Source organism: Corynebacterium sp. HMSC055A01 (assembly GCF_001809405.1).
In the GTDB taxonomy this organism is placed as follows: Bacteria; Actinomycetota; Actinomycetes; order Mycobacteriales; family Mycobacteriaceae; genus Corynebacterium; species Corynebacterium hesseae.
Window position 1 is genome coordinate 1,466 of sequence record NZ_KV797562.1, and the last position, 11,455, is coordinate 12,920.

The window sequence follows — 11,455 nt, forward strand, 5'->3', positions numbered from 1 at the left end:
TAGAAGTCGTTTTAGAGGGGACGAACCATGCTGTGTTTGTTATTGGTCAACACCCAGATCAGAGCGAAAACGACCAAACCCACCGCCCGAAGGAGGTGGGTTTATCTCACGGAGGCAGTTTCGCAAACGATTTAAGGTCGTTTCACGAAACCGTCCCTGGATGCTGTCGGACTAACAGGATTTGAACCTGCGACCCCTACACCCCCAGTGTAGTGCGCTACCAAACTGCGCCATAGTCCGCCGTCGCACCATTTGGTGCAACTGCTACAGATTACACCAGCGGTATTCGCTTCGACAAATCCCAGGTTGATGCGCGTTTTGAAGGCTCTAGAACTCGCCGGTGGAGTAGACCCACTGCCCGTCTTGTCTGCGGAAAGAGGAGCGTTCCCGCTGAGAGCCTTGTGCGGCGCCCTTATAGAAGGCCTCGAACTCAACGACGCCGGTATCGTCCAAGGGGCCGCCGGCGACGGTATCGATAATATCGAGGCGGTAAAAGTGGATGCCGTTATCTGCGAGGTTGAGGCGCTCAGGGCGGGTCTCTGGGTCCCAGGTCCGGAGCAAATAGTCCTCGTCGCCGGTGACGAAAGCACTGAACCGCGAGCGCATCAGCGCCTCGGCCGAGGGTGCGGGTGTGCCGGCGTGGTAGCGCGAGCAGCACTCGCCAAACGTCAAGCCGGTTCCGCAGGGGCAGCGGGCAGCCGGATCAAGAGGGTTGAGAACAATCATGTGAATCTATTGTGCCGCGGTTGTCACGGTGGTGGTCACCTCGACGGTGAGGAGGGAGTCGATGGTGGTGGACGTGGAGGCGTCGCCAAGCGCGCGTTGTTGATCCGCGCTAAGGGAGGCGGGGAGAGTCACCGTACGTGTAAATCGGGATTCGGACTCTTGGGTAATGCTGACAGACACAGCTTCGAGAGCCTTCGCGTCGATCTTGTGTGCCTTGCCCGCCGCCTTGATGGCCTGGGTGCTTGCCACAGCCAGTGCGGACATGAGGAGGCCTTCAGCGGTAAAACCTTGGCCCTTGCCTCCGCTCTTCTTCGTGCGGTCAGCGGTCACAGAACGGTCGTTGTGGCGTACTACGACGCCCATCCTCGTGCCCACCGCAGGGATTGCAACTGCGGAGTCATCTGCGACCGGCGCGGGAAGGTTCTCCGGAACGATGAACTGCTCCGCCCACGCGCCAATCAGGTCCGCAGCGCGTGCGGCCGCGCCTTGCTTGGTGACGAGGTGATCGGCCTTATCCAAGGCGACCAAGGATTTGGGATAGCGCGTGGTGCGGAAAATGTTCTGCGCATTGTCGATGCCAACGGTCTGATCAATGGGGGAGTGCAGCACCATGAGTGGTTTGCGTAGGCGCGGAAGGTACTCCTCCGGGTTGGTATCGGCAAGGTCTTCGAGGAAAAGGCGCGAAATGGTTAGCGCGCGGCCGCCCAAGGTGACTTCTACCTCGCCATTGGCGTCGACCTCGCCAATCTTGTCGGCGTAATGCAGCACTGAATGTGCGGGATCGAAGGGGGCACCGATGGTGGCGACGGCTTTGAGGGAACGAATGCCGTTGGCCGCCGCGAGGGCAGCGGCGCCGCCCAGCGAGTGACCCATGAGGAGTTGCGGTGCGGAGTAGTTCTGGGCCAGCCACTCGGCGGCGGCCTGGATGTCTGCAACGTTTTGGCTGAAACAGGTATCAGCGAAATTTCCCTCGGACTGTCCCAAGCCTGGGAAGTCGAAGCGTAGGGTGGCGATGCCAAAGTTTGTCAGCTGCTTGCTCACGCGGGCGGCACCGGGTGTATGGCGCGAGCCGGCAAAGCAGTGCGCAAAGATGGCGAAGGCTTGCGGAGGGGAGTCTGGGAAATCGATGGTTCCGGCCATCGTGGTACCGGTGCTGGAGGGGAGCGACACGTTCACGGATTGCATGCCCACAAGGATATAAGGGCAACTGCACGCCTGCGAACCGGGGTTGACTAAAGTCGATAGAAGACCTGTATGACGCACAAGGATGGAGGAGTGCTCATGGGCGCATTCGATTGGTTCTGGAAGGCAATGGGCGCGCAGTCCGAGCGCAACAATAAAAAGTCGAAAGCCGTCGTCACGGCTGCGGACTCGGCGGTGGAAGAAATTGCCAACTTATCGGATGCAGAGGTTGCCACCACTGCACGGGAATGCGTGAAGGATGGCGCGATTGCGGATAAGTCACGTTTCCTCGCTGCTCTGGCTGTGGCTAGCGAACGCAAGCTTGGCATGCGCCCATTTAATGTCCAGTCCCAGGCCGTTCTCCGTTTGCTTGAGGGTGATGTCATTCAGATGGCCACCGGCGAGGGAAAGACCCTGGTGGGCGCAATGGCCGCGACTGGTTTTGCGCTGACCGGAAAACGTGTCCACCTGGTGACGGTCAATAACTATCTAGCGGCGCGCGATGCCGAGTGGATGCGCCCGCTCGTGGAGTTCTTCGGCCTCACGGTGGCCTCGGTCACCGAGAAGCTAGGCCCGGAGGAGCGTCGCTCGGCTTACCTGTGCGATATCATCTATGCCCCCGTCAACGAGCTGGGATTCGACGTTTTGCGGGATAACCAGATCACCTCCCGCGAGCAGACGGTACAGGCGCGCGCAGATGTTGCGTTGGTGGATGAGGCGGACTCCGTGCTTGTCGACGAAGCCCTCGTCCCCCTCGTCCTCGCCGGAAATCGCCCCGGTGAAGAATCTACCGGCCACATCACCAACGTGGTTTCGCGTCTGCGTGAGGAGCAAGACTACGTCATCGCGGAGGATGGGCGCACAGTGGCGCTGACCGACGATGGAGCGGCGCGAGTCGAGCGCGAATTGGGCATTGATTCGCTCTACTCCGAGGAGAATATCGGCTCCGTACTGGTCAAGGTGAACTTGGCGCTGCACGCGAAGGCGTTGCTGATCCGTGATATTCACTACATCATTACGGACGGAAAGCTGCAGCTTATCGACGCCTCCCGCGGCCGCGTTGCCGAACTGCAGCGCTGGCCCGACGGCCTGCAGGCCGCTGTGGAGGCCAAGGAAGGCTTGGAGGTATCGGAAGGAGGACGCATCCTCGACACCATTACGCTCCAGGAACTCATGCGCCGCTACCCGTTGGTGTGCGGGATGACCGGTACCGCTGTGGAGGCGACCGATCAGCTGCGCCAGTTCTATAACCTCCACGTCTCGGTCATCGATAGAAACAAGGAACTGCAGCGCTTCGATGAGGCGGATCGCATCTATGCCTCGGTGGATGAGAAGTCCCGGGCCATCGTGAACGAGATCGTCGCGATCAACAGCACCGGTCAACCAGTTTTGGTGGGCACCCACGACGTCGCCGAATCCGAAGATCTCGCCGCTGCGTTACGCGAACGGGGGATCGAGGTTAACGTCCTTAATGCGAAGAATGACGAGGACGAGGCGCGCATTGTGGCGGAGGCTGGCGACGTCGGCCGTGTCACCGTTTCCACCCAGATGGCGGGCCGCGGCACGGATATCAAGCTGGGTGGCGCTGATGAGTCAGACCGCGATGCCGTCGTCGAGAGGGGCGGCCTGGCGGTGCTCGGCACCTCGCGGCACCGTTCCTCACGTTTGGATAACCAGTTGCGCGGGCGCGCTGGCCGCCAGGGAGATCCTGGCAAGTCCATCTTCTTCGTTTCCTTAGAAGATGACGTGGTTAAACAGGGTGGGGAAGATGAATCCTTGTCCGCCCGCCCCGATGCCGACGGGCTCATCGAATCCAAAAGGGTTCGTGATTTCATTGCGCACTGTCAGCGCGTGACCGAGGGGCAGCTTCTAGAGATTCACGCGCAGACCTGGAAGTACAACCACCTGCTCGCAGATCAGCGCATCATCATTGATGAGCGGCGAGCCAAGCTGCTCGATACCGACCAAGCCTGGCAGGAGCTGGCTGAGCGGGCACCGGAGCGTGCTGCTGAGCTTCGTGACGTCCCCGCTGAAGCGCGCGAGCGGGCGGCGCGTGAGATTATGCTCTTCCACCTCGACCAGGCGTGGGCCGACCACTTGGAGTTGATGGATGATGTGCGGGAGTCTATTCACCTACGTGCCATCGCCCGCGAGACGCCAATCGACGAATACCACCGCATCGCGGTGCGCGAGTTTAAAGACCTAGCGCAGCGCGCGGTTAATGACGCCGTTGATACTTTTAAGACCGTGCTTATCGATTCAGATGGCGCCCATCTAGAGGATCACGGCCTGTCCCGCCCGAGCGCAACGTGGACTTATATGGTCTCCGATAACCCACTATCAGGGGGCGGAAACTCCGTGCTCAAGGGCATAGGAAACATTTTCCGTTGATGTAAATTGCGGAGAGGCGACTCGCGCGGGCGGCGGAGTCGCTAATATGGAATGAGTCAACATTGATCCGACCCTTCGGAGGTAAAAATGAGCGAGAATACCGGAACGCCGGAACCGCAGGCAGAAACTACTTCTGTCTTCCGCGCAGATCTTCTCAAGGAGATGGAAAACGGCACCGCGGCGGGTTCTGACGCCTCCGTTGCTGGCGCTGAGAACTTGGCTGAGGGCCAGGCACTGCTCGTCGTCAAGCGCGGTCCCAATGCAGGCGCTCGCTTCCTGCTTGATCAGCCGACCACCACCGCCGGCCGCCATCCAGAGGCTGATATCTTCCTCGATGACGTCACCGTGTCTCGTCGCCACGCGGAGTTCCGCGCGAAGGACGGTCAGTTCGAGGTAGTCGATGTCGGATCGCTCAACGGAACCTACGTGAACCGCGAGCCGCGCAATGCTCAGGTACTCGAAGTGGGCGATGAAATCCAGATCGGTAAATTCCGCTTGGTATTCATTGCCCCGAAATAAGGCAGTGCCTGTCCTATAGAACTAGGGGAGAAGGCCGGAGAAAGCTTCCACCTGAGCTCCCCTTTTGTCATAGTGAAATCGTGAAGAAAGCAGTAGTAGTCCTATCGTGAGCGCACAGAAGTCCACCGCCGCTGCCGCAGCAGCGTCTTCGGTGGTCAAGAAGACCAAGCCTGCTAAGCAGAAGCCCATGTCTATTGGCGTAACGCTGAAGCACGTGCAGAAGCAATTTCCGGATGTGACGGTGTCGAAAATTCGCTTCTTGGAATCTGAGGGGCTGATTACTCCAGAGCGCACTGCGAAGGGCTACCGCCGCTACTACCAGAAGGACCTCGATCGTCTTCGCTATATTCTGACCGCGCAGCGCGATCACTATACGCCGCTCAAGGTTATTCGGGAACAGCTAGACGCGATGGATTCGGGGCAAGTTACCGCCATCGTGTCCTCCCAGGCCGAGGCCCTCATCAGCGCCGAGCAGCTGCGCGCGCCGGTGGTCACTCGGCTTACCGACGCCGATGTGGCCGACCAAGCAGGCACCACGCAGGAAAACATCGCCAAGCTGGTTTCTGTGGGACTGATTAAGCCGGATCCGGCGGGCTTCTTTGATACGGATGACGTGTCCATCGTGTCCGCGGCCGTGGCGCTGGAATCCTTCGGGTTTGAGGCGCGACAGTTGAAGTCGCTGCGCAATGCTGCCCGCCGCCAGGCGGACATGATTTCGCAGGTGGCAACGCCGGTGGCGCATTCGAAGTCTGATACTGCCCCGCAACAGGCCGAGGAGCTTTCTCAGCAGATGGCGGCCCTTGTTCTGTCGCTTCACGGGACGTTGGTCAAGACCGAGCTTCGTGACGAATTCCGGCCTTAAATCATACGGGCTTTTATTTCCGTAAGTTTGGCGCCGACTTTTCTACGCCACTTAACCGGCCCGACAACCATGTGCAAGGAATGTGTGTAAAAGTGGATTCCATGAACACTGAAGTATTGAAATTTCTAGGTATCCACCCCGTTGGCCCCGAAAATAACCTATGTGCTCTTTTCTATTGGGCGGAGGCGGACCGGCACGTGCCGGTGTGGGTCTCACCCATCGACGGCGCGCGTGTCCTCCAAGTACTCGAGCGGCACTTTAATGCGCGCCCAAGCACGTATGAACTGCTCATCGCCTTTGCGGATCAGCTAGATGGCATCGAGCATATTTGCGTGTCCGAGTACCGTAAGGGCGTTTTCATGGTTGATCTCCTGGATGGAACCGGTGAAGAGCACGATGCCCGCTTGTGCGACGCTCTTGTCCTCGCAGATCACTATGGGTTGCCCATTCATTTTGAGAAGGATGTGCTCGACGAGGTAGCCATTTACATTAGCGATGAGGACCTTAAAGAATATTACGGCCTAGAACGCGAGGCAGAATCCCCGGAGACGTTCCCGGAGAAGCGCATGCGCGAGTTTAAGGAGCGCCATTCCCAGCAGAGCGCGCTGGAGGACGATGACTTCGAGCAGATGATGCGTGATTCCGGAATCTCCGAGGAAGATTTGCTCGGCGGCAAAGATGGTGAAGAGGAGTAAAAGGGGAGTTTAAGCTCCCTTCCACATAATTCAGCCCTAAGCCCTGATCCCAGCTAGACATTAGAAGCGGCGCCCTTTGTGGCGTCGCTTTAGTCGTGCTACCACTGAATTTTTTAATGACACGCGTGTGACTAATGATGACAAAGTGACTCAAAAAGTCTAAAGTTCTACTAGAGGTTCACGGAGGACGACTCTTGACGCGGTCGCTGACGTGCCCTTTAATAGAAAAATAGAACTCCCCTCAAGTATCACTGGAGTAATTACGTGAGCAGTAAGAATAACCGTCCCGAGTCCAGCGCACTGCCGCTCGAAGATTTCGCAGCCAACGACTACGTTCAGGAATCCCTTTTTGATGTCGGGCCCGACGAGGAGCTGGGCTACCGCGTGCCCATCGCTTGCCAGGTAGCCGGCATTACCTACCGCCAGTTGGACTACTGGGCGCGCACGGACCTGGTGAAGCCCTCGATTCGCACTGCTCGCGGCTCTGGTTCCCAGCGCCTGTACTCCTTTAAGGACGTGCTGGTTCTTAAGATTGTCAAGCGCCTTTTGGACACCGGCATTTCTTTGCAGAATATCCGCCTCGCGGTGGAATCCCTGAGGGATCGCGGAGTTAACGATCTTGCTGAGCTCACCCTCGTCTCCGACGGCACCACGGTTTATGAGTGCCGCTCGAACGACGAAGTCATCGACCTTCTTGCCGGTGGACAGGGCGTGTTTGGCATCGCTGTCCCAGGCATCCTGAAGGAGCTTTCCGGAACCATCACTTCCTTCCCGGCCGAGCGCGTTGTGGAGGACGAAGAAGTCGACGTTGTATTTGGCCTCGACGAACTGGCTGCTCGGCGCAAGCGCAAAACCTCCTAAGGAAGCCATCCGCCGCCGCTCCTCTTAGTCACTGCAGCTCACGTCAGTGCTCTAGAGGAAGCGGCGGCTTTTTGATGTGCGGCGTCGATGCGCCTGAAATGTCCCGGTTATCGTGCCCCGGCGGCGTTGGCGATGGCCTTTTTGTCCTCTTGGGCATTTGAAGGGTCCGAGATGGTCTTGTAGGAGTCAGCGAGCTTTTCGAGCTCGGCGTCCTTTTCACCTTCACCGATATGCACCACGCTCAAGCTAACGCCCTGACCGCGCGCGGCTTTGACTGCCTCTGTAAAGCTTGCGTCATCTATATCTTGTTGGGTCCCGGTAGTAACGAGCACGACGCGGGCGTCTTTGCCCGTTTCTGCCTCTTGGTCCGTGGCGTTATCCAGTGCCGCGACCACGGCGCTGCGAGTTTGAGGAACGCCACCAGTGCCGAATTGCCGTACTGCGAAGGCCACGTTCTCGGCGTCGCCATAGGCTACATTCTGACGGAAGCCCACGGTGGCCGTGGCTGAAATGGGTGAGGAATAGTTCCAGAGAGCCACCTGGCTTCCCTCCGCGCCGACTGCCGACGCCGCCTCCGCCACGCCCTCGGTTACCTCATTGAAGTACGGCGCAAGGTTGTCGGAGGTATCAAGAAGGAACAACGTATTCGGCGCCACCCCTTGATCTTCCTTGTTTTCAGTGCTGGGCGCGGCTGATGCCGATTTGGACGGCTGTTCTGACTTCGAGGGCGTGGTCGATGCAGACGTAGTGCTAGCGCTTTCACTCGTCGGTTTCTGTACGGCTGATGACTCAGTGGTTTTATCCGCCGCTACTGGCTCGCTCGAATCGGATTCCCCTCCGCGGAAGAGGAAGAATGCGCCGATAACCAACGCCAAAACCGCGAGGACGGCCACGATGATGACCCACGGTGCGATTGCATAGTTATTCTTTCCATCCGAGTGCCGGGCCATCTTTTTCCTTCCGCGCTGGGGTCTCGGGGCAGTCAGGGCGCCCCGACGGGTCACATCAATGGTCTCTCATTGTAGCGCTCAGCGCTGCTCTAATTTGGGAGACAAGCCGCGCGCGGAGTGGCTCGGAGGCGTCGGCAAGCGCGCGTTGGCGCCGCACATACTCCGACTTTCCCTCTGGTGTTTCGATGGGGACAACCCCAAAGCCCCACTCGCGGCAGTCATATGGCGAGGCCTCCATGTCGAGCGTGCGCGCGGCCACCGCCAACCGGAAGGTATCGAGGAACAAGTCACCTGGCACCAACGGGCCCAATTTCCACGCCCATTTATATAAATCCATAGTCGCATGGACGCAGCCAGCCTGGTCGTTGTCCGGTTGGTCCTCACGGGTCAGCACCGTGAGGTTAAGCGGGCGGGCGGGCTCAGTAAAGAAACGGAAGGCATCGTAGTGCGTGCACTTGATGCGGTGCTTGTCGACGACTGCGTTCGTCCCTTCCGCTCCCAACCGCAGCGGCAGGTCATGGCGAGGGGAATCGGTGTGGTACACCATGGCCCATTCATGCAGGCCAAAACAATCAAATTGGGTGGGATTGTGCGCCGTCTTTTCCAGAAGTTCCAGGATGTAGCGCACGGTTCCGCCGCGGCGTTCGAGGAAGGCCTCGGTGTCCATCGTGATGCCCTCGGCAGTGCGGCGGTAGTAGCGCCATTCGCTGTGCGGAGCGTTCCCTTCCAGGGTGACCCCTACGCCTGGGTGCCAACGGCGTAGATGAGAGGGGCGGACGGGGTAGTACTCGAAAAGGAAGTCGTAGACAGGGTGATACGAGCCTGGGTGGCGATAGCGAGCGAGGAACTCATGTGCTTCCTCCTCGTGCTGTCGCATCCGGGCTTGCCAATCCTTGGGCTCGAGAATCATCGTTGTCCAGCACTGCCTCGACGGTGGCGGTTGTTGCGGCCGCGGCGGCGGTGCCCCGGTGCTTCCTGCTTAGGCTGCTGTTGGTTCGGTGGCCCGAGCGGCTCGCCCTTCGGCTTGCGTGCACCGGTCATCTGGGCAAGTTCGGGGCTGCTGGCGGGGTTGGCGCGGTCGCTGATGTCGAGGTCGGTGTGGTCCACTCCGGCCTTTGCAATGAGCTTGGCCACCTCGTCGCGCTGCTCGTCGGTAACGAGTGTGACGACGGTGCCTGACTCACCGCCGCGGGCGGTGCGGCCGGAACGGTGTAGGTAAGCCTTGTGCTCGGCGGGTGGATCTACGTGGACGACGAGGGAGACATCCGCAATGTCGATACCGCGCGCGGCGATGTCCGTGGCGACGAGCACGGGTACGCTCCCGTCGGCGAATCCCTCAATCGCCTTGGTACGTGAACCTTGGCCCTTATCGCCGTGAAGCGGCAGTGCGTTAATACCGACTCTGCGCAGCTTCTTCGCCTGCCTGTCGACTCCGTGCTTGGTCCGCATGAACATGATGGTCTTGCCCTTGCGCGCACCGAGCCGCAGGACGACGTCGTTGCGTGCCTCGCGCGTGCCGATGAAAATGAGGTGGTGCTCCATCGTGTCCACGGCGGCCTCGACGGGGGCTGTGGAGTGGGTTACGGGGTCGTGCATGAACTGCTTAACCAACTTGTTGACCTCACCGTCGAGGGTGGCGGAGAAGAGTAAGCGTTGGCCGTCTGGTGGGGTGAGATTGAGCAGTTTGCGTACCTGGGGAAGGAAGCCCATGTCCGCCATCTGGTCGGCCTCGTCGAGCGCAGTGATGGTGATCTGGTCGAAGAAAAGCTTGCCTTGGTCGATGAGATCCAGTGCGCGGCCCGGCGTAGCAACAAGTAGGTCAACCGGGCGTGCTAATGAGCGAATGTGGTTGTTGATGTTGACACCACCGACAACCGCCAATACCCGCAGCCCGAGCGCGGCTGCGGGTTCTTCCAAGCGTTGTTGGATCTGCGTTGCCAGCTCACGCGTTGGCGCCAACACGAGACCGCGTGGGTGCGCAGGGCGCGAGACACCGGATTCGGCAAGTCGAGTGAGAATGGGAAGGCCGAACGTGAAGGTTTTTCCCGAGCCCGTGGGGCCGCGGCCTAGGACGTCCTTGCCGGAAAGGGCGTCGGGAATCGCGGCTTCTTGGATAGAGAAGGGGGTCGTGATGCCCTGTTTGTCGAGGACGCGGACAACATCGCGGGGGAGGCCGAGGTCGGCGAAAGTATTCATCGGGAGGAAGTCTAGTTCGGTTCGCTGCCAGATAGAAAAGCCAGTGCGGGGAATGGGCCTCGCATCCTGCACTGTTGGCAGTAATGTGATGTAGGTCTCAGCTAAATTGATCGGCATGACGAACCCTTTCAGTAGCCCGCAGCAGCAGCCCCGTGGATTTGGCCAGAACCCGCAGCACAACCAAGCACCGCCTGGCTTTATCAATCAAAATCAAGGTGCTCACGCCGGCGGACCGGCGATGCCACAGGCGCCCGAAAAGAAGCCAAGCTCGAAGAAAGCATTGTGGATCGTTCTGGCGGTTGTTCTTGTATTCGCCATCATCGCAGTCGTCGCTATTATTGCTGCAGTTTCTTTCTTCAAAGATGTTGCTGCCGATTTTGATGATGCGCCGCAAGACGCAAGTGCTTCCGACAATGCCTATTGGAACAGCACATATGACTCCGATGAGGTTGACAGGATCCGCGCCTCCGAGGTTTCTGCCCCGGTGCCCGCTCCGCTCATTGACCTTTCGGACGAGTGCTATAAGGACACGTCATTCTTCGGGCAGGCGGACTATCTGGGCCTAGATGTTCAGTGGGTTCCGACGATTTCTTGCATCTATGGTCCGGACAGAGAATTCGTGGCTCAGTACACAGAGAACAAGGATGCGATACGCGATACTGAAAGCGTTGGGCTGGCCGGCACCGTCGAGGATTTCACCTCGGCCCGCGGCTCCCAGATTGGCGCTTTTAGTGAGGAAGATGAGTACGTGATTGCTGAAGTGCTTGAGGATGGCAATGCGGTTATCGAGTATGTCATGGACGGCTATGATGCCAACGGGGACGAAGCGGACTTGAATGATTTGGCCAACTATCTCGTGGGTGCGGGAATCCTTGACTCGGCTCTGGGTGGTCCGTCGGTGAATGCCTAGCTATCTTCGGCGCCGCACGCGCTTGACGACGCTTCACCCACCCCAAGTGGCCCGTCAACCCTCATCCGGTTGGCGGGTCTCGTTCTTTAAGGGCTTAAATGCGCGTTGTTCCTGCCGGTATTTGAAGGGGGTCAAGGATCACCGATGTGCCCGCGTGCCTTGA

Annotated in this window: 11 protein-coding genes and 1 tRNA gene; 6 read left to right on the forward strand and 6 right to left on the reverse strand. The window is 59.2% G+C overall.

What is annotated here, in order from left to right; all coding sequences use genetic code 11:
* Positions 1–166 precede the first annotated feature (166 nt).
* The 3 genes from HMPREF2604_RS04455 to HMPREF2604_RS04465 all read right to left on the reverse strand — a co-directional run bounded on the left by HMPREF2604_RS04455 (position 167) and on the right by HMPREF2604_RS04465 (position 1,911).
* Positions 167–240: transfer RNA gene (locus HMPREF2604_RS04455), tRNA-Pro, on the reverse strand.
* An 87-nt stretch (positions 241–327) separates the two neighbouring features.
* Entirely contained in the window at positions 328–726 is a 399-nt protein-coding gene (locus HMPREF2604_RS04460; RefSeq protein WP_070563521.1) for a YchJ family protein, read from the reverse strand.
* Positions 727–732: 6 nt separating this feature from the next.
* On the reverse strand, positions 733–1,911 hold the full coding sequence (locus HMPREF2604_RS04465) for a bifunctional alpha/beta hydrolase/OsmC family protein (RefSeq protein WP_210384665.1): 1,179 nt from the start codon (positions 1,909–1,911) through the stop codon (positions 733–735).
* A 96-nt stretch (positions 1,912–2,007) separates the two neighbouring features.
* On the opposite strand from HMPREF2604_RS04465, the gene secA2 reads away from it, so the two are divergent.
* The 5 genes from secA2 (at position 2,008) to HMPREF2604_RS04490 (ending at position 7,236) form a co-directional block, all read left to right on the forward strand.
* Complete coding sequence (secA2, locus tag HMPREF2604_RS04470; RefSeq protein ID WP_070563538.1) at positions 2,008–4,299, forward strand: accessory Sec system translocase SecA2; 2,292 nt, start codon at positions 2,008–2,010, stop codon at positions 4,297–4,299.
* Between the two features lie 87 nt (positions 4,300–4,386).
* On the forward strand, positions 4,387–4,818 hold the full coding sequence (odhI, locus tag HMPREF2604_RS04475; RefSeq protein WP_010186533.1) for an oxoglutarate dehydrogenase inhibitor Odhl: 432 nt from the start codon (positions 4,387–4,389) through the stop codon (positions 4,816–4,818).
* Between the two features lie 106 nt (positions 4,819–4,924).
* Positions 4,925–5,680: a transcriptional regulator FtsR gene (locus HMPREF2604_RS04480; protein WP_070563527.1), complete on the forward strand. Its 756-nt coding sequence runs from the start codon at positions 4,925–4,927 to the stop codon at positions 5,678–5,680.
* Between the two features lie 101 nt (positions 5,681–5,781).
* Entirely contained in the window at positions 5,782–6,375 is a 594-nt protein-coding gene (locus tag HMPREF2604_RS04485; RefSeq protein ID WP_070563541.1) for a bifunctional nuclease family protein, read from the forward strand.
* A gap of 300 nt (positions 6,376–6,675) precedes the next feature.
* The gene (locus HMPREF2604_RS04490; RefSeq protein ID WP_154762730.1) at positions 6,676–7,236 is read left to right on the forward strand and encodes a MerR family transcriptional regulator; all 561 of its coding nucleotides are present in this window, start codon (positions 6,676–6,678) and stop codon (positions 7,234–7,236) included.
* A gap of 107 nt (positions 7,237–7,343) precedes the next feature.
* Here HMPREF2604_RS04490 and HMPREF2604_RS04495 read toward each other — a convergent pair whose 3' ends face one another.
* The 3 genes from HMPREF2604_RS04495 to HMPREF2604_RS04505 are packed head-to-tail and all read right to left on the reverse strand — an operon-like array spanning position 7,344 to position 10,382.
* Entirely contained in the window at positions 7,344–8,186 is an 843-nt protein-coding gene (locus HMPREF2604_RS04495; protein WP_070563531.1) for a VWA domain-containing protein, read from the reverse strand.
* 55 nt (positions 8,187–8,241) lie between these two features.
* Positions 8,242–9,096 (reverse strand): 3-methyladenine DNA glycosylase, encoded by an 855-nt coding sequence (locus HMPREF2604_RS04500; protein WP_070563534.1) that lies wholly within the window; start codon positions 9,094–9,096, stop codon positions 8,242–8,244.
* Positions 9,093–10,382 (reverse strand): DEAD/DEAH box helicase, encoded by a 1,290-nt coding sequence (locus HMPREF2604_RS04505; RefSeq protein ID WP_070563544.1) that lies wholly within the window; start codon positions 10,380–10,382, stop codon positions 9,093–9,095. Before HMPREF2604_RS04505 ends, HMPREF2604_RS04500 begins: the two co-directional genes overlap by 4 nt.
* Before the next feature lie 115 nt (positions 10,383–10,497).
* Between HMPREF2604_RS04505 and HMPREF2604_RS04510 the strand changes: the two genes are divergently transcribed.
* Positions 10,498–11,292, forward strand: coding sequence for a hypothetical protein (locus HMPREF2604_RS04510; RefSeq protein WP_246818372.1), 795 nt, complete (start codon positions 10,498–10,500; stop codon positions 11,290–11,292).
* Positions 11,293–11,455 lie beyond the last annotated feature (163 nt).

Excerpts from the sequence above, each read along its gene's own strand:
- HMPREF2604_RS04460 (WP_070563521.1), bottom strand. The coding sequence starts at position 726 with ATGATTGTTCTCAACCCTCTTGATCCGGCTGCCCGCTGCCCCTGCGGA.
- secA2 (WP_070563538.1), top strand. The coding sequence starts at position 2,008 with ATGGGCGCATTCGATTGGTTCTGGAAGGCAATGGGCGCGCAGTCCGAG.
- HMPREF2604_RS04495 (WP_070563531.1), bottom strand. The coding sequence starts at position 8,186 with ATGGCCCGGCACTCGGATGGAAAGAATAACTATGCAATCGCACCGTGG.
- HMPREF2604_RS04465 (WP_210384665.1), bottom strand. The coding sequence starts at position 1,911 with ATGCAATCCGTGAACGTGTCGCTCCCCTCCAGCACCGGTACCACGATG.
- HMPREF2604_RS04505 (WP_070563544.1), bottom strand. The coding sequence starts at position 10,382 with ATGAATACTTTCGCCGACCTCGGCCTCCCCCGCGATGTTGTCCGCGTC.
- HMPREF2604_RS04500 (WP_070563534.1), bottom strand. The coding sequence starts at position 9,096 with ATGATTCTCGAGCCCAAGGATTGGCAAGCCCGGATGCGACAGCACGAG.
- HMPREF2604_RS04485 (WP_070563541.1), top strand. The coding sequence starts at position 5,782 with ATGAACACTGAAGTATTGAAATTTCTAGGTATCCACCCCGTTGGCCCC.
- odhI (WP_010186533.1), top strand. The coding sequence starts at position 4,387 with ATGAGCGAGAATACCGGAACGCCGGAACCGCAGGCAGAAACTACTTCT.
- HMPREF2604_RS04510 (WP_246818372.1), top strand. The coding sequence starts at position 10,498 with ATGACGAACCCTTTCAGTAGCCCGCAGCAGCAGCCCCGTGGATTTGGC.